The organism is Enterobacter sp. 186315 (genome assembly GCF_053290175.1).
Map to the genome: position 1 here is coordinate 1 of NZ_JBPTTK010000030.1, position 18289 is coordinate 18289.

The 18289-nt window shown below is 60.6% G+C and carries 22 protein-coding genes; 6 read left to right on the forward strand and 16 right to left on the reverse strand.

Features of this window, described 5'->3' with window-relative positions:
* Positions 1-3: 3 nt before the first annotated feature.
* The 9 genes from ACSVHP_RS21425 to ACSVHP_RS21465 all read right to left on the reverse strand — a co-directional run bounded on the left by ACSVHP_RS21425 (position 4) and on the right by ACSVHP_RS21465 (position 4446).
* Complete coding sequence (locus ACSVHP_RS21425; RefSeq protein ID WP_319382197.1) at positions 4-318, reverse strand: hypothetical protein; 315 nt, start codon at positions 316-318, stop codon at positions 4-6.
* A 91-nt stretch (positions 319-409) separates the two neighbouring features.
* Positions 410-1378, reverse strand: coding sequence for a magnesium and cobalt transport protein CorA (locus ACSVHP_RS21430; protein WP_032640602.1), 969 nt, complete (start codon positions 1376-1378; stop codon positions 410-412).
* Between the two features lie 36 nt (positions 1379-1414).
* Positions 1415-1972, reverse strand: a complete 558-nt coding sequence (locus tag ACSVHP_RS21435; RefSeq protein WP_103793575.1) for a recombinase family protein — start codon at positions 1970-1972, stop codon at positions 1415-1417.
* Positions 1966-2337 carry a hypothetical protein gene (locus ACSVHP_RS21440; RefSeq protein ID WP_003100853.1) on the reverse strand — a complete coding sequence of 124 codons (372 nt, stop codon included), beginning with the start codon at positions 2335-2337 and terminating at the stop codon, positions 1966-1968. The genes ACSVHP_RS21435 and ACSVHP_RS21440 overlap by 7 nt, the downstream gene beginning before the upstream one ends.
* Positions 2334-2834, reverse strand: coding sequence for a hypothetical protein (locus tag ACSVHP_RS21445; protein ID WP_003100856.1), 501 nt, complete (start codon positions 2832-2834; stop codon positions 2334-2336). Before ACSVHP_RS21445 ends, ACSVHP_RS21440 begins: the two co-directional genes overlap by 4 nt.
* Entirely contained in the window at positions 2831-3157 is a 327-nt protein-coding gene (locus tag ACSVHP_RS21450) for a hypothetical protein (RefSeq protein ID WP_003100858.1), read from the reverse strand. Before ACSVHP_RS21450 ends, ACSVHP_RS21445 begins: the two co-directional genes overlap by 4 nt.
* Before the next feature lie 254 nt (positions 3158-3411).
* Entirely contained in the window at positions 3412-3768 is a 357-nt protein-coding gene (locus ACSVHP_RS21455) for a cupin domain-containing protein (protein ID WP_000215515.1), read from the reverse strand.
* A complete protein-coding gene (locus ACSVHP_RS21460; protein ID WP_001293886.1) occupies positions 3758-4159 on the reverse strand; it encodes a HepT-like ribonuclease domain-containing protein in 402 nt (133 codons plus the stop codon). The genes ACSVHP_RS21455 and ACSVHP_RS21460 overlap by 11 nt, the downstream gene beginning before the upstream one ends.
* Positions 4156-4446, reverse strand: coding sequence for a nucleotidyltransferase family protein (locus tag ACSVHP_RS21465; protein WP_001247892.1), 291 nt, complete (start codon positions 4444-4446; stop codon positions 4156-4158). Before ACSVHP_RS21465 ends, ACSVHP_RS21460 begins: the two co-directional genes overlap by 4 nt.
* Before the next feature lie 158 nt (positions 4447-4604).
* Here ACSVHP_RS21465 and ACSVHP_RS21470 point away from each other — a divergent pair, with 158 nt between their 5' ends.
* Positions 4605-7571: a Tn3-like element ISPa38 family transposase gene (locus ACSVHP_RS21470; RefSeq protein ID WP_103793576.1), complete on the forward strand. Its 2967-nt coding sequence runs from the start codon at positions 4605-4607 to the stop codon at positions 7569-7571.
* On the opposite strand, the gene ACSVHP_RS21475 is transcribed toward ACSVHP_RS21470, so the two are convergent.
* The 3 genes from ACSVHP_RS21475 to msrB all read right to left on the reverse strand — a co-directional run bounded on the left by ACSVHP_RS21475 (position 7540) and on the right by msrB (position 9424).
* Positions 7540-8307 (reverse strand): glutathione S-transferase N-terminal domain-containing protein, encoded by a 768-nt coding sequence (locus tag ACSVHP_RS21475; protein WP_223610753.1) that lies wholly within the window; start codon positions 8305-8307, stop codon positions 7540-7542. The genes ACSVHP_RS21470 and ACSVHP_RS21475 overlap by 32 nt on opposite strands.
* 132 nt (positions 8308-8439) lie before the next feature.
* Complete coding sequence (gene msrA / locus ACSVHP_RS21480; protein WP_004099036.1) at positions 8440-8979, reverse strand: peptide-methionine (S)-S-oxide reductase MsrA; 540 nt, start codon at positions 8977-8979, stop codon at positions 8440-8442.
* A gap of 1 nt (position 8980) precedes the next feature.
* Complete coding sequence (gene msrB / locus ACSVHP_RS21485) at positions 8981-9424, reverse strand: peptide-methionine (R)-S-oxide reductase MsrB (protein WP_004099035.1); 444 nt, start codon at positions 9422-9424, stop codon at positions 8981-8983.
* Between the two features lie 124 nt (positions 9425-9548).
* Here msrB and ACSVHP_RS21490 point away from each other — a divergent pair, with 124 nt between their 5' ends.
* A complete protein-coding gene (locus tag ACSVHP_RS21490) occupies positions 9549-10580 on the forward strand; it encodes an IS630-like element ISEc33 family transposase (RefSeq protein WP_032425611.1) in 1032 nt (343 codons plus the stop codon).
* A gap of 145 nt (positions 10581-10725) precedes the next feature.
* Here ACSVHP_RS21490 and ACSVHP_RS21495 read toward each other — a convergent pair whose 3' ends face one another.
* Positions 10726-11601 carry a LysR family transcriptional regulator gene (locus tag ACSVHP_RS21495; RefSeq protein WP_011191349.1) on the reverse strand — a complete coding sequence of 292 codons (876 nt, stop codon included), beginning with the start codon at positions 11599-11601 and terminating at the stop codon, positions 10726-10728.
* A 228-nt stretch (positions 11602-11829) separates the two neighbouring features.
* Between ACSVHP_RS21495 and ACSVHP_RS21500 the strand changes: the two genes are divergently transcribed.
* The 3 genes from ACSVHP_RS21500 to ACSVHP_RS21510 are packed head-to-tail and all read left to right on the forward strand — an operon-like array spanning position 11830 to position 14683.
* Complete coding sequence (locus tag ACSVHP_RS21500; protein WP_004357650.1) at positions 11830-13062, forward strand: bifunctional alpha/beta hydrolase/OsmC family protein; 1233 nt, start codon at positions 11830-11832, stop codon at positions 13060-13062.
* A gap of 32 nt (positions 13063-13094) precedes the next feature.
* Complete coding sequence (gene msrA / locus ACSVHP_RS21505) at positions 13095-13658, forward strand: peptide-methionine (S)-S-oxide reductase MsrA (RefSeq protein WP_011191350.1); 564 nt, start codon at positions 13095-13097, stop codon at positions 13656-13658.
* Positions 13658-14683 (forward strand): zinc-binding alcohol dehydrogenase family protein, encoded by a 1026-nt coding sequence (locus ACSVHP_RS21510; RefSeq protein ID WP_004357654.1) that lies wholly within the window; start codon positions 13658-13660, stop codon positions 14681-14683. The genes msrA (ACSVHP_RS21505) and ACSVHP_RS21510 overlap by 1 nt, the downstream gene beginning before the upstream one ends.
* 396 nt (positions 14684-15079) lie before the next feature.
* On the opposite strand, the gene ACSVHP_RS21515 is transcribed toward ACSVHP_RS21510, so the two are convergent.
* A complete protein-coding gene (locus ACSVHP_RS21515) occupies positions 15080-15574 on the reverse strand; it encodes a MarR family winged helix-turn-helix transcriptional regulator (RefSeq protein WP_004099028.1) in 495 nt (164 codons plus the stop codon).
* A gap of 557 nt (positions 15575-16131) precedes the next feature.
* A complete protein-coding gene (locus ACSVHP_RS21520; protein ID WP_004099027.1) occupies positions 16132-16620 on the reverse strand; it encodes a YkgB family protein in 489 nt (162 codons plus the stop codon).
* Positions 16621-16917: 297 nt separating this feature from the next.
* Between ACSVHP_RS21520 and ACSVHP_RS21525 the strand changes: the two genes are divergently transcribed.
* Positions 16918-17277 carry a DUF6314 family protein gene (locus tag ACSVHP_RS21525; protein ID WP_166479491.1) on the forward strand — a complete coding sequence of 120 codons (360 nt, stop codon included), beginning with the start codon at positions 16918-16920 and terminating at the stop codon, positions 17275-17277.
* 38 nt (positions 17278-17315) lie between these two features.
* On the opposite strand, the gene ACSVHP_RS21530 is transcribed toward ACSVHP_RS21525, so the two are convergent.
* A complete protein-coding gene (locus ACSVHP_RS21530; RefSeq protein WP_004099025.1) occupies positions 17316-18275 on the reverse strand; it encodes a YeeE/YedE thiosulfate transporter family protein in 960 nt (319 codons plus the stop codon).
* Positions 18276-18289 lie beyond the last annotated feature (14 nt).

Consider the following 18289-nt stretch of genomic DNA (forward strand, 5'->3'; position numbering starts at 1 on the left):
CCATCAGCAAAAGGGGATGATAAGTTTATCACCACCGACTATTTGCAACAGTGCCTCGTGGAACACGTCGAAGGCGTCGATCAACAGGCCTTTATGCTCTGTCGCCGGATCGGTGATCGCGTAGATGTTGGAGGCATCTTCGCCGTCGTCCCCGCTCTCGAGGCGCAACGCCGCATCGACGCGAATGCTGCATGCATCGAGGGTTGACCCTAGTTCGAGATCGACGAGATTGCCGTCCTTGACGCGGTATTCGCGGTCATAGCCTTTGGCGATGAATGACTGGACTGCTTCTAGAACGTCGGTCACCTGGGAGGTCATGGAAGCACCTTCATCTTGAACTGGATTGGACACGCTCGCGCACAAAGCGCGCTGTGACTCGGCGGACGGAGAAGCTCGCGAAGTGCGTTACTCATAGCCACTTGGCCTTCTTGAAGCGCATGAATAGGAGAAGGCAGAACACCGCTATCACTCCGAGCACGACGAAGTAGCCATATGGCGTGTCCAGTTCCGGCATGTGCTTGAAGTTCATGCCATATATTCCGGCGATCGCCGTCGGGACCGCCAAGATCGCCGCCCAGGCCGCGAGCTGGCGAGTGACCACACCGATCCTTTGCGCTTCCAGAAGGCTGCTGGCCTCGAAGACCGTGGACAGGACAAGCAGGAGGCCGTCGACCATGGACTGCACGCGGTGGACATGGTCCGCGACGTCGTGGAAATATGGTGTCATTTCGGCGCTGATGCAGGGAAAGTGGCCGCGAACGAGCTTTCGCACCAGCTCGGCCATAGCCCCGAGCGTGCGCTGGAACCGCGTGAGTTCGGACCTTAGTTCGAAGATTCGCGCCACCTCTTCTGGCTCGAGGAAATCGTGCAGCGACCGTCGCTCCATCGCCAGGACGTCGTCCTCGATCATTTCGAAGATGGGCAGATACTGGTCGACCACTCGGTGCAAGATCGCGTGCAGCACATAGTCGACACCCTTGCCGAACTGCGTCGGCGATGCCTCGAGTTGCTCCCGAAGTTTGCCCAGCGCTCCGGCATTGCCGTGCCGCACGGTGATAAGGTGATTGTGACCGGTGAAGATCGCCATCTTGCCGTAGCTGATCCGGTCGCCGACCAGCTCGGCGGTCTGGGCGACGACGTACAACTCATCGTTGTAGACCTCGAGCTTGGGCGGGCACAGCGGGTGCATGGCGTTGTCGATCGCCAAAGGATGGAGGTTATACGTCGTCTGGATCGCGCTGAGTTCGTCTGCGGTGGGCTCGCTAAGCGCGATCCAGCAGAAGCCCGAGCGATTCTCGTTTAGTTCGACGTGCTCATCGAGCCTGATTTCACGGACTCGCTTACCTTCGTTGTAATAATATGCGGCGATAATGGTCATGCAGGGGTCGTCTCAGAAAACGGAAAATAAAGCACGCTAAGCGTGCGTGGAGGCTGGCACCCAGCGGTACAGCGTCGGAATGGACACGCCGAGGTTCTTGGCCACGTCCTTGGGCGGCACCCCGCTGGCCAGCAGCTTCTTGGCCGACTCGATCTTGTTGTCGGTCATCTTCGGCTTGCGGCCGCCTTTGCGGCCGAGCTGCTTGGCGACTTCCAGCCCGGCGCGGGTGCGCTCGACGGTCAGCTCGCGCTCCATTTCGGCAAGGCTCGCCATGACGTGGAAGAAGAACCGCCCGGATGGTGTGCCGGTGTCGATGGAGTCGGTGAGGCTCCTGAACTGGACACCGTGCTTGTGCAGATCGCCGACCAGATCGACCAGTTGCTTGACCGACCGGCCCAGCCGGTCGAGCTTCCAGACGACCAAAGTATCGCCTTCGCGCAGCATTTCGAGCGTCTTGGCCAAGCCAGGCCGGTCTGCCCGCGTGCCACTCACCTTGTCCTCGAAGACCTTTTTACATCCGGCCTTGCTCAAGGCTTCGCGTTGCAGCTCCAGGTTCTGATCCTGCGTCGAGACGCGCGCATAGCCAATCAACATGGCTTGTCTCGCGCCCGGTCGATGCGTTCCTGCATCGCCTGCATCACTTCTTCGTGGGTGTACGATCTGGCGTTGGCGTCGGTGGCTTGCCGCAGGGCTTCCTCAACCTCGCGCGTCATCCGCTCGTAATCCTCCGGCCACAGCGCTTGCTCCATGCGCAGCGACGCCTGACCCAGCAGGTGCAGCAGGCTGAACAGCCGCATGTCGTTGGTGGCGACGATGCGCTCCCGAATCTGCTCCTGAATAGCTTCGCTAGCCCGATGCGCTTGTGGTGTGGCAGTCCCCTCGTAGTCAGCGGGGAATTCCGCTTCCTCGGCAATCCTTGCCCAGGCGCTGGCCAGCGCCTCGATGGTTGACGTGCTCATTTCCGCCGCTCCTGTGCTCTTTGGCGAATCAACCGGCCAAGGGGCCTCGACGCGAAAACCAGCAGCATCACGCCTATCGGATACCAGGTCGAGAAGACCACCAAGGCATCGAAGGCTGGCCGTCCGGTGTTGGTAGGCAGTACGGCGGTCACAGCCATCAACCCGCCGACCGTCCAGATGATGCGCCACACGTAGGGCATCACGCGGGGCACGTAGCCGTCATCGAAAGCGGTCTGGTAGTAGCGGCGCAGGCCGCGCTCGGCAAGCGCCTGGCGCTGCCGCTCCGACAGCGCATCCGTCCGGCCATACCAGCGCCGGAATGGTGGACAGCGCAGCAGCAAAGGGGTGAAGAGGATCATCACCGCCACGATCGCGACACCCCACGCCATGACGGCGCCGGCATCGGGCCGCTTGGCGTTCTCGATCACGGGCGCGAAGACGCCCGGAGCACCGATCATCCAGAACAGCGCAATGTGCTGATGGAAGGAGAGCTTCATTTGCTCATCCACTTGCGCAGCAGGCGCTTTTTCAGGGAGGCGCGTTCTTGCGGGTTGCGTCCCTTGTGATTGGCGATGCGATCCGCCGTGGCGGCCTGGCGCTTGACGGGCCAGTAGGAGCGGCCATCCTTGCCCATCGACCAGACGCTGCTGGCCTGGTTTTCCAGCAGGGGCAGATGGGCGCTCAGGGCTTCGGGCGACGCGCTGGTCAGCGCCGTGCGCTCACGGGTGCGCCAGCGCTGATGCCAGAGCTTCTTGTCCTCGCGCTCGCTGCCGCAGGTCGTGTGCCCGACGATGGGTGTTTTGCGGCGGCTGCGGCTCATAACGTAGTGGTCTCCAAGAACATTCAGGACTGATCCCAGGCGTCGATGGTCAAGACCTGATCGGCAGGACAGGCGGCTACGCGGTCGGGAACTGGATGGTGTTCAGTCTCATGCCGACCCCATTCGATTGATCGCGTCGCTTGCGGCACGCTGCGACGCAAGGAGGTTTGCGACCTGGTTTAGCAGCCGTGTCCGCTGCATGTCTGTTACCTATCTCCCCGACCGCTCATTGGACCAACTCCAGAGATTGGGCTCTATCGCTCAGCCAATACGAAACCGGCATTGGCTGATGCCACAACCGAGACTAACACAAATGGCTCGGTACCTGTATTTCGCGCCCCGTGCACTTGGCCCGGTCTTGCCACGGCTATCTCACCTTCCCTGAGGGCACGAACAATCCCATTGCCCTGAAAGTAATCAGCCATTCCCGACAAAACAGTCCACGTGTCTTGGCCGTGAGGATGAATGTGAGCCGCAATTTCCTGCCCGGGATGGACATGCCAAACCACGATAATTGAGTCTCGGGTTTCAAGCACAACGGAACGAATAGGCTCGCCTTCGGACGGCTGAACATACTCGGCTACAGAAAATATTCTCGATTCAACAGTCATCGGAGATCCCTCTTTCACAGTTGTCGTTACGGTCTTCATCGTCGGCATCCTGACGCACGGCGGGCAATTGCTGGAGCAACGCCGGCAGCCATTCCTGTACCGTCTCCCACACCACATCGAGGTTGATGTCGAAATAGCCGTGAGCCATGCGATTACGCATATTGCGCATGCTGCGCCACGGCACGTCGGCATGCGCCTGGGTGAACTCGACGTAGCCATCCATCACCTTTGTGGCCGCCTCGCCGATGACGATCAGGCTCATGATGACGGCCTGCTGGGTGCGCTTGTCGGCCAAGAAGTCGTCCTTGGCCATCCCTTCCACGAAGCTGCGCGCATCGGTTGCGGCCTGCTGAATGTGGTCGAGGTAATCGGGCAGGCGGTTCTCGCTCATATCGGTTGCGCCTCCGCGAGCACCTTGGCCCGGAACTTCGGCGGCAGGTCGCCGGGAGTCAGCAGATCGACGTCAACGCCGAGCAGCGATTTCAGTTCTTCTTCCAAATCGCCCAAGTCCAACAACGTGGCACCGGGCAGCGCATCGACCAACAGGTCGAGGTCGCTGCCATCCCGGTCGGTGCCATGCAGCACCGAGCCGAAGACGCGCGGGTTCGCGGCGCGAAAGCGGCCTACCGCTTCACGCACTGCGCTTCGCTTCATGTCAAGCACAACAGACGGTCGCATGCGCATCCTTTCTTATCGAAACTCGTTGAGATGATATGCAATCAAGAATAGAATTTCAAGAACTATTTTCGAGAATCGCAATGCCTTGATTCCCGTGCCGCGCCGGTTGCCTTGGCGGGTTTGTCACAAACCTACGTTTTCAAGAAGAAGGAAACCGCATGCCCCGCCGTTCGATCCTCTCCGCCGCCGAGCGCGAAAGCCTGCTGGCGTTGCCGGACACCAAGGATGAGTTGATCCGTCACTACACGTTCAGCGAAAGCGACCTCTCCATCATCCGGCAGCGGCGCGGCCCGGCCAATCGGCTGGGCTTCGCGGTGCAGCTCTGCTACCTGCGCTTTCCCGGCGTCATCCTTGGCGCTGATGAGCCACCGTTCCCGCCATTGCTGAGACTGGTCGCCAACCAGCTCAAGGTCGGCATCGAAAGCTGGGACGAGTACGGGCAGCGTGAGCAGACCCGACGCGAGCACCTGGTCGAGCTGCAAACGGTGTTCGGCTTCCAGCCGTTCACGATTGGCCACTACCGGCAGGCTGTCCAGTTGCTGACCGAGCTGGCCATGCAAACCGACAAGGGCATCGTGCTGGCCAGAGCCTTGATCGAGCACCTGCGGCGGCAGTCGGTCATTGTGCCCGCCCTCAACGCCGTCGAGCGGGCGAGCGCCGAAGCGATTACCCGCGCCAACCGGCGTCTCTACGACGCCTTGGCTGAGCCGCTGACGGACGTGCATCGCCGTCGCCTCGACGATCTGCTCAAGCGCCGCGACAACGGCAAGACGACGTGGCTGGCCTGGCTGCGGCAATCCCCGGTCAAACCGAACTCGCGGCACATGCTGGAACACATCGAACGCCTCAAGGCGTGGCAGGCGCTCGACCTGCCCTCCGGCATCGAGCGGCTGGTTCACCAGAACCGGCTGCTCAAGATCGCCCGCGAGGGCGGCCAGATGACGCCCGCCGACCTGGCGAAGTTCGAGCCGCAGCGGCGTTACGCGACCCTGGTGGCGCTCGCCATCGAGGGCATGGCCACCGTCACCGACGAAATCATCGACCTGCATGACCGCATCCTGGGCAAGCTGTTCAATGCCGCCAAGAACAAGCATCAGCAGCAGTTCCAGGCATCCGGCAAGGCGATCAATGCCAAGGTGCGGCTGTTCGGGCGCATCGGCCAGGCGCTGATCGAGGCCAAGCAAGCGGGCCGCGATCCGTTCGCCGCCATCGAGGCCGTCATGTCCTGGGATGCTTTCGCCGAGAGCGTCACCGAAGCGCAGCGGCTCGCGCAACCCGAGGACTTCGATTTCCTGCACCGCATCGGCGAGAGCTACGCCACGCTGCGCCGCTACGCGCCGGAATTTCTCGACGTGCTCAAGTTGCGGGCCGCGCCCGCCGCCAAGGACGTACTCGACGCCATCGAGGTGCTGCGCAGCATGAACAGCGACAACGCCCGCAAGGTGCCCACCGACGCGCCGACCGAGTTCATCAAGCCGCGCTGGCAGAAGCTGGTGATGACCGACACCGGCATCGACCGGCGCTACTACGAACTGTGCGCGCTGTCGGAGCTGAAGAACGCGCTGCGCTCCGGCGACATCTGGGTGCAAGGCTCGCGCCAGTTCAAGGACTTCGAGGACTACCTGGTGCCGCCCGCGAAATTCGCCAGCCTCAAGCAGGCCAGCGAATTGCCGCTGGCCGTGGCCACCGATTGCGACCAGTACCTGCATGACCGGCTGACGCTGCTGGAAACGCAGCTCGCCACCGTCAACCGCATGGCGCTGGCCAACGAGCTGCCGGACGCCATCATCACGGAGTCGGGCCTGAAGATCACGCCGCTCGATGCGGCGGTGCCCGATACCGCACAGGCCCTGATCGACCAGACGGCGATGATCCTACCGCACGTCAAGATCACCGAATTGCTGCTGGAGGTAGACGAATGGACGGGCTTCACCCGGCACTTCGCCCACCTGAAGTCAGGCGACCTGGCCAAGGACAAAAACCTGTTGCTGACCACGATCCTCGCCGACGCGATCAACCTGGGCCTGACCAAGATGGCGGAATCGTTCCCCGGCACGACCTACGCCAAGCTGGCCTGGCTGCAAGCCTGGCACATCCGCGACGAAACCTACGGGGCGGCACTGGCCGAGCTGGTCAACGCGCAGTTCCGACATCCCTTCGCCGGGCATTGGGGCGACGGCACCACGTCATCGTCGGACGGCCAGAACTTCCGCACCGGCAGCAAGGCCGAGAGCACCGGCCACATCAATCCGAAATACGGCAGCAGCCCAGGGCGGACGTTCTACACCCATATCTCCGACCAGTACGCGCCGTTCCACACCAAGGTCGTGAACGTCGGCGTGCGCGACTCGACCTACGTGCTCGACGGCCTGCTGTATCACGAATCCGACCTGCGGATCGAGGAGCACTACACCGACACGGCAGGGTTCACGGACCACGTCTTCGCGTTGATGCACCTGCTGGGCTTCCGCTTCGCCCCGCGCATTCGTGACCTGGGCGACACCAAGCTCTACATCCCGAAGGGCGATGCCACCTACGAGGCGTTGAAACCGATGATCGGCGGCACGCTCAACATCAAGCACGTCCGCGCCCATTGGGATGAAATCCTGCGGATGGCCACCTCGATCAAGCAGGGCACGGCGACGGCCTCGCTGATGCTCAGGAAGCTTGGCAGCTACCCGCGCCAGAACGGCCTGGCCGTCGCCCTGCGTGAGCTGGGACGCATCGAGCGCACACTGTTCATCCTGGACTGGCTGCAAAGCGTCGAGCTGCGCCGCCGCGTGCATGCCGGGCTGAACAAAGGCGAGGCGCGCAACGCGCTGGCCCGCGCCGTGTTCTTCAACCGCCTGGGGGAAATCCGCGACCGCAGCTTCGAGCAGCAGCGCTACCGGGCCAGCGGCCTCAACCTGGTGACGGCGGCCATCGTGCTATGGAACACGGTCTATCTGGAGCGGGCCGCGAACGCCTTGCGTGGCCACGGTCAAGCCGTCGATGACGGCCTGTTGCAGTACCTGTCGCCGCTCGGCTGGGAGCACATCAACCTGACCGGCGATTACCTCTGGCGCAGCAGCGCCAAGATCGGCGCGGGCAAGTTCAGGCCGCTACGGCCGCTGCAACCGGCTTAGCGTGCTTTATTTTCCGTTTTCTGAGACGACCCCATGCAGGCCTCGCAGGAATTCGCAGGCCACGCTGTACAGCCGGTCGCGCCAGCCCGCGTTCGAGCCATGCCTGCACGTTCGAATAGCTGCTTAGGCCGAGGATGTCGCCCGCTGCGTAGAATTCGACCAGCGCATTCACCCAGCCAAACGTCGCAATGTCCGCGATCGAGTAATCATCGACAATCCATTCGCGGCCCTCCAGCCGGTGATCCAGGACCCCGAGAAGACGCCTGGATTCATCAACAAAGCGCTGCCGAGGTCGCTTGTCCTCATAGTCCTTGCCGGCAAATCGCAGGAAAAAGCCTAGCTGTCCGAAGGTCGGCCCAACGCCCGACACCTGAAAGAACACCCAGGCCAGAGTCTCGTACCGCTGGGCGGGTGTTGTTGAGATGAGCTGCCCCGTCTTGTCGGCCAGATAGATGAGGATCGCACCGGTTTCCCATATGCCAATGGGCTGGCCGTCAGGGCCAGCCGGATCGATGATCGCGGGTATGCGGCCGTTGGGATTCAACGACACGAACGCTGGATCCTTCGACTCGTTGTTCGAGATGTCGACGAAGTGGGGCTCATACGGCAGGCCAGTCTCCTCCAGCATCATCGAGACCTTGACGCCGTTGGGCGTGGGGGCCGCGTATAGTTGCAAGCGATCCGGATAAGATGCTGGCCAGCGCTGCGTGATGGGAAAGGAGGAGAGGTCTGTCATATCTGGATCCTGGCACTGCGACGGCGGCTGAATGGAATGATCTGCTTCAAGGCCGGGTTCGACGACCGCGTCGATTGACGCGGTCGTCGGAGGTTGCGAACCGGATCGGCGCGGCACTAACGGCAGCGAAGCCTATTCCGCTGCAGCCCCGGCCGCAGGGCTCACATCGCCGGCCTCATGCCGCTTTGGAAGAACCCAGTCGGGACGGACGAAGTGGCAGGTGTAGCCGCCCGGCCGCTTCTCCAGATAATCCTGGTGATCGGGCTCGGCCTCCCAGAACTCGCCGACCGGCTGGACCTCGGTCACCACTTTGCCATCCCACAGCCCCGAGGCATCCACATCGGCGATCGTATCCTCGGCGACGCGCTTCTGCTCCTCGTCGACATAATAGATGCCCGACCGGTAGGAGAGCCCACGATCATTGCCCTGGCGGTTCAGCGTCGTCGGATCGTGGATCTGGAAGAAGAATTCCAGGATGTGCCGGTAGCTCGTCACTGTCGGGTCGAAGACAATCTCGATCCCCTCGGCATGCGTGCCGTGATTACGATACGTGGCGTTCGGAATATCGCCGCCCGTGTAACCCACACGGGTCGAGATGATGCCGGGCCGCTTGCGGATCAGATCCTGCATGCCCCAGAAACATCCTCCTGCGAGAACAGCGCGCTGATGCATGTTAAGCCTCCTCTACTTGATCGAGATATTCACCGTATCCCTCGGACTCCATCTCGTCGCGCGGGATGAAGCGAAGGGACGCAGAGTTGATGCAGTAGCGCAGACCGCCGCGGTCGGAAGGACCGTCCGGGAAAACGTGGCCCAGATGGCTGTCGGCGTGTACCGACCTGACCTCCGTCCGGACCATGCCGTGTGCACTGTCCCGCACCTCGTTCACGTTTGCCGGAACGATCGGCTTGGTGAAGCTGGGCCAGCCAGTACCCGAATCGAACTTGTCCGTTGAAGCGAACAGCGGCTCTCCCGACACTATGTCGACGTAGATGCCAGGCTCCTTGTTGTCGTTGTGCTCACCCGTGAAGGGCCTTTCGGTCCCCGAATCCTGGGTAATCCGGCGTTGCTCGGGGGTCAGGCGGTCAACTGCTGCCTGTGACTTCTCAAACTTCATGATAGTCTCCAATAATTAATCTAAATAGATGCGCGGAATAGTAGATCACTGAAAGGGAACTCAGCCCGGATTGTGCGATCTGATCAATCGCCAAACCAACCAAAACCACCAACCGGACTGAGCGATGCCGATCATAGCACCAATACCCCGTGGCGAACGACGCCTGATGCAGAAAGCTATTCATAAAACGCGCGATAAAAATCATGCCCGCAGACTCACGGCCATGCTGATGCTTCATCGGGGTGAACGGGTCAGCGATGTTGCCAGAACTCTCTGTTGTGCTCGTTCATCCGTTGGTCGCTGGATTAACTGGTTTACGCACTCAGGTATTGAAGGCCTGAAATCCTTACCCGCAGGGCGCTCCCGACGCTGGCCTTTTGAACATATCTGCACCCTGTTACGTGAGCTGATAAAGCATTCTCCCGGCGATTTTGGTTATCAACGTTCACGCTGGAGCACCGAATTACTGGCATTAAAAATCAATGAGATAACCGGTTGCCAGTTACATGCAGGAACCGTTCGCCGCTGGTTGCCATCTGCGGGGCTTGTATGGCGCAGGGCCGCGCCAACTCTGCGTATCCGTGACCCACATAAAGATGAAAAGATGGCGGTAATCCACAAAGCGCTGGATGAATGCAGCGCAGAGCATCCGGTATTTTATGAAGATGAAGTGGATATCCACCTTAATCCTAAAATCGGTGCGGACTGGCAGTTGCGCGGACAGCAGAAACGGGTAGTGACGCCGGGGCAGAACGAAAAATACTATCTGGCCGGCGCACTGCACAGTGGCACGGGTAAAGTCAGCTACGTGGGCGGCAACAGCAAAAGTTCAGCGCTGTTTATCGCTCTGCTGAAGCACCTGAAAGCCACTTACCGGCGGGCGAAAACAATCACGCTGATCGTTGATAACTACATTATCCATAAAAGCCGCGAAACACAGCGCTGGTTGAAAGCAAATCCCAAGTTCAGGGTAATTTACCAGCCGGTTTACTCGCCGTGGGTGAATCATGTGGAACGGCTATGGCAGGCACTTCATGACACGATAACCCGTAATCATCAGTGCCGCTCAATGTGGCAGTTACTGAAAAAGGTCCGCCATTTTATGGAAACCGCCAGCCCATTCCCCGGAGGAAAACATGGTCAGGCAAAAGTGTAGCGGTATTAGGCGCAGCTATTTAGAGAGCTCGACACACTGTCATTTATCTTTGCAGTCATTGCGCCGACTATCGCAGTGCGCCCCAGATTTATCCAATACGCTGCGCGTATAGTTTCCATAGCGCCGAAGCTCTTCACGTCGTGATTCAGTTCCACTCATACCGGGCTGCCAGCTGCGCGATGTTCCGTATCTCGACCGTTGCCGTGGAGCCGGATACTGTCGCGATCACGACTTCGCGCTCCAAGACAAATCCGTCGATCGGCCGAGTGACGAGGCCTTGCACGGTCGGCGATCGTTCCGGAAGAATGCATATGGCGTGGCCGTCAGCGACGACCCGTTGCACCCAGTCCTCGCGATCTGATCGAAAGCGAGGTCGCATGAGCAAGTCCCGTCGCGCGAAGTGATCGAGGATCCGATCGCGAAACTCGCATTTCAGGCGATCGACGAAAGGAAACTCGAGCAGGTCTTCGCCGCGCACGATCTCGTTGGCAGCCAAGGGATGGTTTGCAGAACAGCCGAGCACGAAGCGCTCCCGAAATAGAGGATGCACATCCAGCTTGCGTTCCGGTCTTGTTTCACGCGGCATGATGCACGCGTGGTATTTTCCTGAAAGCACCTCCGATGTGTCCTCGTTCGACTGGAGCGAGTGCAGCTTGATTTCGATGGATGGCATCTCCGCCAATGCGCTCTCGAAGAATGCCGTAAATTCCTTTGGTCCGACGGTGGGCGCGACGGCGACATCCAGCACGCGGTGCCCCCCCATCGCCCAGTGCTCCGAGTGATTGCGAACGCTCTTCATCGCGACCACCATGCGCCGGAATTCTGCCTCGACGTCATGGCCAAGGCCAGTCAGGCGGCTGTTCTTCCCGTCGCGATAGATCAGCGGCCCGCCAAGCTCATCTTCCAAGCGGCGGATCGCGCGGGTCAGACTTGGCTGTGACACACCGCTCAAGCGAGCGGCCGCTGTGAAATTCAGCGTCTCGGCCAAGTTGATGAAATAGCTGACTTGATTGAGTTCCATAGTCCTTTGGCCCACGCGCCTGACTGATACCTCTTCCGTGAGACCGCCTTTGGAAAGCAGGTCGCAGAAGTATGCTTGGCGCATATAATCATGGTATAGGGGCTTGTCTATATGCGCCAGACATATAAATGATAGCCTGAGATGACGATTACCGGTTGGCGGTGCGCTCCGCTCAGCTCCGTCGAAGGTTCTGAGAGCGCAACCGCCAAGCCGCGTGCTGGAGGTTTGATGGACATGGCAGGAAGATCATTTACGTTTGTCAGTGGGGCTGGCTCTCCGCTGTCCGGGCACCTCGAACCGCCGGAAGGGACGCCGCGGGGCTGGGCGATCTTCGCCCACTGCTTCACGTGCGGGAAAGACAGTCGCGCCGCTGTTCACATCTCGCGCGCGCTGTCGCGTGCGGGCATCGGGGTCTTGAGGTTCGATTTCGCCGGGACCGGGATCGGCGGTGGGACGGGAGAACCTGTGAACTTCGCGTCGGACGTCGAGGACCTTCGGGCCGCCGCAAATGCGATGGCGGCGGCGGGCATGTCACCGTCCCTCCTCGTCGGGCACAGCCTGGGTGGCACCGCTGCGATCGTAGCCGCCGCCGACATGCCTGATATTGCGGCGGTAGCGACGATTGGTGCGCCGGCCGACCTTCAGCATATCTTGCGCCTCTTCGGACCGAATGATCTGGACACCATCGCGAGCGAGGGCGAGGCCTCGGTGGAGATTGCCGGTAGGCCCTTCCTCATTCGCCGAGGGTTCCTTGAGGCGGTTGAGGGGATCGACGTCGAGAAGGCCATTGCCTCCCTGCGACGGCCGGTGCTGGTCATGCACTCTCCGCTGGATCAGGTGGTCGGCATCGACCACGCGTCGCGCATCTTCGTCGCGTCCAGGCACCCTAAAAGCTTCATCTCGCTCGACAACGCGGATCACCTTCTCACCGACGTCGCGGACGCGAACTACGCCGCGGCCATGGTGGCGGTTTGGGCGAGCCGCTTTCTCCCACCACTCAGCGCGGATCTTCCGCAGGTCGAGGTTGCGGAGGGCGTCGTCTCCACCGAAACTCTTGCAGGGACGTTCCAGCTCAAGGTCCGCAGCGGCGAGCACACTCTGTTCGCCGACGAGCCAGCATCGGTCGGTGGCCTCGGGACCGGACTATCTCCCTACGAACTCGTATCTGCCGGCCTCGCAGCCTGCACGGTGATGACGATGCGTCTCTATGCGAACCGCAAGGGCTTTCCGCTCGAACGGGCGAGCACGACCGTGCAGCACGAGAAGGTGCCGGACATGATGCCACCCGACCGGTTCACCCGCACCATTGTCCTCGATGGGCCGCTGAGTGATGATCAGCGCGCTCGGATCCTCGCGATCGCTGATCGGTGTCCCGTCGATCTGAGTCTCATCCGGGGTTCGGACGTGCAGACCGAGCTCTTGAGCGCCAGTCAGGCTGCGGATCCCGCGAGGCTGGCTTGACCGTGGCGCACACGGAGGAGGGCGAACGGACTGTGAGCCAATCGCCTACCGGCAATAGGGCGGCCGCGACAGAGCGAGCAATTCTCGCAGGCGGCTGCTTCTGGGGCATGGAGGATTTGCTGCGCCGAGCCAGGGGAGTCATTTCGACGCGTGTCGGTTACACAGGCGGAGAAATGCCTGATCCGACCTACGCGAGACATTACGGCCATGCGGAAGCAGTGGAAGTGACCTTCGACCCTTCCGTTCTCGCCTATCGCTCGCTCTTGGAACTCTTCTTCCAGATACATGACCCCACGACCTACGAGCAACAAGGCAGCGATGTCGGTCCGAGCTATCGATCGGCGATTTTCTACACCACCGAAGTGCAGAAGGAAGTCGCCCTCACAACCATCGCGGAAATCGAGGCATCAGGAAGCTGGCCAGGCCCGGTCGTGTCGGAGATCAACCCAGAAGAACCCTTTTGGGAGGCGGAGCCAGAGCACCAAGAATACCTGGTGCGCTATCCTGGGGGCTATAGCTGCCACTTCGTGCGCCCGACCTGGCGGTTGGACCGCTCAGACGAACGCCCAGCTGTAATACTTGACAGAAAGAGTTGATGATGACCGAAACCGTGACTAATCAGGCCGCCTGGCAGAAAGCGCCGGGGCAGCCACTGAGGATCGGTGTCACCGCTCTGCCGCATCTGGCGGCGAACGAGATATTGATCCGCAACGCGGCCATCGCGATCAACCCACTCGACTGGATTCTGCAGGACGTCGCGCTTTTGCCATGGCTCGACTATCCCGCGATTCTCGGCAGCGACGTCTCCGGTGAGGTCGCGGCGGTCGGTGGCGCGGTCGAGCGGTTCAAGGTCGGCGATCGAGTCATCGGACAGGCGGTCGGGACAACCGTAAATCAACCTGCGCAGGGTGCGTTCCAGCACCACACGATCGTGCTGGACCACATGGCGGCGCCGATCCCCAACAACATTGCCTTCGCTGATGCGGCAGTCCTCCCGCTTGGCCTTGGCACCGCCGCAAGCGGGCTCTACGGACGGACACAGTTGGCTCTCGCGCCACCGTTACACTCGCCGACCGCGCGTCCAGAGGTCGTTCTGGTCTGGGGTGGATCGTCGAGCGTTGGCTGCAACGCCATCCAGCTCGCGGTGGCGTCGGGCTACAGGTGCGTCGCCACCGCTTCGGCGCGCAACGTCGGCCTGTTGAAGGAGCTGGGTGCAAGCGAGGTTCTTGACCACTCGAGTCCAGCCATCGTGGAAGACGTGATTGAGGCAATGCGCGGGCGCAGTCTCGCTGGAACGCTTCACGCGACCGGTCACATGAAAGACTGTTTTGCCGTAGTTGCGAGATGCGAGGGCTCGCGCCGGGTGGCAGCGACGCTGGCCCCGCCCGACGAGCGTTCATTTGGAGTCGAGGCGACGCACATCTCCGGGACGAGCCTCAAGGATGACGAGGTTGGTCCAATGATCTACCGCGAATTCCTGCCGCAGGCTCTCGCGGCGCGCACGTTCGTCCCCGCCCCTCCGGCGAAGATCGTGGGCCAGGGCCTTGAAATGCTCCAGGCTGCCTTGGAAGCCCTGAAGGCGGGTGTATCCGCAGCGAAAATCGTCGTTACCCTGCCTTGAGTGACCAGCCAGGCGGTTTTTCGCGTTCGCAGTCTGAGGTGGCCCGCACTTTGCCGATTGGGAAGCTCTACCGGGAAAACGCGTTTGGGACGCGCGCTGCGCTCCTGCCGGAGCATGCGTTCCCGAAACCTGTTCCCGACTGCTTTTCCCCGAAACTACCTATCGGACATAGAGAAATGGGAATGCAGCGAGTGGTTTGAACGGCCGCTTCCGAAACCGCGTTCCGATCAATTGAGCGGCTAAAAGTGGGGCGATCACCGACATATTAGAATGAGACCGCCATGCCCGATCGGCCGGCTTGACGCGTAGCCAAAAGAATGCGGCTGATGGTAGGCTCGCTGACATTATGAAGCCCCGCCATCTGAGCAGCGTTGAGCTGCCGCAATTGCGAGTCTCCTACGCGTCGTCGTTCTTCTCGCGGTCCACACCTCGCTCATGCAATTCGGCATCGACGGGGCAGTTCGTGCAGCCCTCGTAGCAGCACAAGCGGCAGATGCGGTATGACTGCTCGAGGTTTTCCAAGCGATTTCGGAGAACGCGTTCAGCGATGTCCGATAAGGTTTTCAGTTCGTCTGGATTAAGGATCGATAGCCCTTCGGCAATCACTTGATCGCGCGAGGCCAGGACCTCGTCGCTCGCGACCTTGCCAGTTGGAGTAAGATAGAGGGATCGCGCGCGCCCGTCTGTCGAATGCTCCCTACGCTCGATCAATCCCTCGCTTACCAATCTATCCACCAGGCGAACAGTTCCAGCATGTGAAAGGCCCACCCCGATCGCAAGCATACGGATCGAGAGCCCGGGCTTGTGCGCGAGCAACGCCAGCGCTGAGGCGGCGGGTCCAGCTTCCGGCGCCCGCGATGAACTAGCGCGAACGATGTCGTCGCTGATCATGAGTGCGAACGCCCCGAAAATGTTTCGATCTCGAGGTCCATCCATTGCCACATCTATATGTGCGCGGAGCATAGACAGCAAGCCATACCGTGGTCCTCTTCCTCCGCGCGGCTTGTGGAAAATGTCCTGTTTTAGAAGGGTTTCGGAGGATTTCGACTGATCGAGCGCGCCGAAAAAAACGGGTCCGGCTCGTTAAGGCCGCGGAACCGTTGATACCTGGCGGCTATAGGGCAAGCCTTTTCGCTCGGAATCGCCGTAGGTCGCGCCCGAGAATCACTCCGCGTCAGCGCTGTCATCCAGGCCGCGCAGGTGCAGATCAGCGAGACCTAGCTTGCCCCCGGCGTCGCACTTCCATCGTGTCACCGCGCGCGATCACGATTGTATCAATCCCATTGAGGAACAGTCCGTGCTCCACGACGTCGGGGATTGCGGCGAAACGGGCGAAGACCGCGTCGCCATGCAGCTGAGCGCCTCCGGGCTCGATATCGCGACGGAGCATCCATGCCCCGCGGAGGTTCTGCAGGATTTGCACGCCCGCCGTCACGAGAGGACCACAGTCACGAGAGCACAAGCGCCCCTCTGTGGCGGACCGAAGCACGCAGCAGCACGAGGGACGCCGCTAGCAGAACTGCGTCCTTCAGTAGAAACTGCCCTGGTGCAGCCGAAATCGCAGGAAAGCCGCCGGCAGTCTGCTCCGCGACACCTGGAGTGGTGATGAAAAAGGTCAGCGTGATCAGATAGGTCGCTGCTGACATTAGTGCGCCTAGCGCAGAGAAGAGTGGACGAAATGCACCAAGGATCAGAACGAGACCGGTCGATAACTCGATAACGCCGATGAAATAGCTTTGCCCCTGCGTCCCGAACATGCCGAGCCAATTCATGATCGGGCTGTGTTCGATAAACGGGGCGATACCATAGGCCTCGTACGCTGTGAACTTCATCGCGCCGAACCACAGAAATACGATCACGAGAGCCCATCTAAGCAGGCCAAGATCCCTCCGACCGTGCTCGGGGACAAGAAATTCATAACGGTCGAAAATGCTCATCTAAAATTCCTCAACAGTGGTCCCGTGGGAACGTCACGAACGTCGTCTACGTGCTTCGGGCAGGCGTTGCAGTATATGCGCGACGCATATACCATATACTAATAAGCGAGATATGTCGAGCGGCTGGCTCGCGCTTCGCTGCCTCACGAAGCCATCCTCATCGGCGATGCCTTTACCCAGCAAACGCGCGACCTTTGCGGGATTTTGACTTGATGGGGCTGGCGCTCCGGGTGGGCCTATAGCCCGTTGGCAAACGTCCAGCCTGTACGGATGGACGCGGCCCTGGACGAGATAACCATGCCCACCGAAATCGTAGCAGCGATCGGCGAAGGCGCGCTCGCTTATCGAGAGAGCGGCATTCTCTCACTGGCAGATGGCAGAGTATTCTCCGCGTGCCGGCAGTATCGCTATCGCTTGAGCGAGGACAGTGTTGTCGTCGAGTTCGCAGACGGACCTCATATCGGGACGCAGTTCCTCAGCTTGAGTTTCTCGCGGACGGATACCGGGTTGGAAGCGAGTGGCGTCTATGCCTGCGGAGACGACACCTACCATGCAACCTACAGGATTCTGGGGCCGGCGGCCTTTGAAGTGGTCATCATGGTCCAAGGGCCTGCAAAGGCATACGAGCTAGTCAGCCGATATTCCCGGTCGGGATAAATGCTCATGTCAGGAGGGCAAGTCCTCTGTTGCCCTTATCATGGCCGTGAAAGGCAGCGCCGGAATAACTTACCACGCGCTGCAAATCCGAAGACGATTGTCGTCGTCATCAGAAGGTAGGCGACTATCCCACCAGGTGAAAGAGTCGGAACCGCTGCGAGGATCAACCCATCATTCCCGCCGGGTATGAGCGCGATGCCGATACCCATCAATGTGCCGCCGACGACAGATCGCAGAATGCCATTGGCTGTCGGCAGTTGGAGACGCAGATTGCCTTGGCGAAAGGAGGCGGTTAGGGCGCCTGCGATCGAAGAGATCACCGCAGTGAGCGCGACCTCGCCGGCCGGGGACATTCTGAGAGGAAGGGCGCGTTGAATCACGTCTGCGAAGGTCCAGGCCGGCGAGAGTGCATATAGAAGTCCGCCAGTGATACCGAGTCCAATCATCGAAGCGCCGAACGACCAACCCGGCTTTGTTCGCAGAACGCTCTTCGTGGAAACGAAAACGAGTGCCAGCACGAGCACAACTAGGAAGGCTAGGAGAGTAACGAGGCCTGTTGCGCTCGGTTTGGAGATTAAGCTTGGCCATGTTGAATCGTAGCCGAACCTGCCATGGTCGGCAGCCAAGATACCAATCGTTAATCCCAAGGGTAGAGCTAGAAGTCGCATCTCCCCATCCCCAAGCCGCGCCAGCGATCCGAGCAGGCATGTGTCATTAATGAGTGCGCCGAGGCCGAAGGCGATGGCGCCGATGAGCAGGAGGAAATTGATGCTGGTCGAGGGTGCGAGTGTTGCGCCCAGTGTTCCCGTCCAGACTATCGGGACCGCAACCAGGCCTGCCGCTGCCGACGCTGCGAGAAATCCGACGAACATTTTCGGCGGCTGTCTTCTGTGTAACTCATGAGCGGCCACCACTAAACAGGTTCCGCCTTGGTTCGCCGCATATCCGAACCCGAAGGCAAGTACGCATAGAAGAAGTTCGAGCGCAAACGATCCCATTATTTCAAGCCTGC

Coding starts and splice junctions, on each gene's coding strand:
- ACSVHP_RS21475 (WP_223610753.1), bottom strand. CDS start 8,307: ATGACAGACCTCTCCTCCTTTCCCATCACGCAGCGCTGGCCAGCATCT.
- msrA (WP_004099036.1), bottom strand. CDS start 8,979: ATGCATCAGCGCGCTGTTCTCGCAGGAGGATGTTTCTGGGGCATGCAG.
- ACSVHP_RS21495 (WP_011191349.1), bottom strand. CDS start 11,601: ATGGAACTCAATCAAGTCAGCTATTTCATCAACTTGGCCGAGACGCTG.
- ACSVHP_RS21440 (WP_003100853.1), bottom strand. CDS start 2,337: ATGAGCACGTCAACCATCGAGGCGCTGGCCAGCGCCTGGGCAAGGATT.
- ACSVHP_RS21425 (WP_319382197.1), bottom strand. CDS start 318: ATGACCTCCCAGGTGACCGACGTTCTAGAAGCAGTCCAGTCATTCATC.
- ACSVHP_RS21490 (WP_032425611.1), top strand. CDS start 9,549: ATGCCGATCATAGCACCAATACCCCGTGGCGAACGACGCCTGATGCAG.
- ACSVHP_RS21500 (WP_004357650.1), top strand. CDS start 11,830: ATGGACATGGCAGGAAGATCATTTACGTTTGTCAGTGGGGCTGGCTCT.
- ACSVHP_RS21445 (WP_003100856.1), bottom strand. CDS start 2,834: ATGAAGCTCTCCTTCCATCAGCACATTGCGCTGTTCTGGATGATCGGT.
- ACSVHP_RS21510 (WP_004357654.1), top strand. CDS start 13,658: ATGATGACCGAAACCGTGACTAATCAGGCCGCCTGGCAGAAAGCGCCG.
- ACSVHP_RS21515 (WP_004099028.1), bottom strand. CDS start 15,574: ATGATCAGCGACGACATCGTTCGCGCTAGTTCATCGCGGGCGCCGGAA.
- msrB (WP_004099035.1), bottom strand. CDS start 9,424: ATGAAGTTTGAGAAGTCACAGGCAGCAGTTGACCGCCTGACCCCCGAG.
- ACSVHP_RS21455 (WP_000215515.1), bottom strand. CDS start 3,768: ATGACTGTTGAATCGAGAATATTTTCTGTAGCCGAGTATGTTCAGCCG.
- ACSVHP_RS21525 (WP_166479491.1), top strand. CDS start 16,918: ATGCCCACCGAAATCGTAGCAGCGATCGGCGAAGGCGCGCTCGCTTAT.
- ACSVHP_RS21530 (WP_004099025.1), bottom strand. CDS start 18,275: ATGGGATCGTTTGCGCTCGAACTTCTTCTATGCGTACTTGCCTTCGGG.
- ACSVHP_RS21435 (WP_103793575.1), bottom strand. CDS start 1,972: ATGTTGATTGGCTATGCGCGCGTCTCGACGCAGGATCAGAACCTGGAG.
- ACSVHP_RS21450 (WP_003100858.1), bottom strand. CDS start 3,157: ATGAGCCGCAGCCGCCGCAAAACACCCATCGTCGGGCACACGACCTGC.
- ACSVHP_RS21460 (WP_001293886.1), bottom strand. CDS start 4,159: ATGAGCGAGAACCGCCTGCCCGATTACCTCGACCACATTCAGCAGGCC.
- ACSVHP_RS21470 (WP_103793576.1), top strand. CDS start 4,605: ATGCCCCGCCGTTCGATCCTCTCCGCCGCCGAGCGCGAAAGCCTGCTG.
- ACSVHP_RS21465 (WP_001247892.1), bottom strand. CDS start 4,446: ATGCGACCGTCTGTTGTGCTTGACATGAAGCGAAGCGCAGTGCGTGAA.
- ACSVHP_RS21520 (WP_004099027.1), bottom strand. CDS start 16,620: ATGAGCATTTTCGACCGTTATGAATTTCTTGTCCCCGAGCACGGTCGG.
- ACSVHP_RS21430 (WP_032640602.1), bottom strand. CDS start 1,378: ATGACCATTATCGCCGCATATTATTACAACGAAGGTAAGCGAGTCCGT.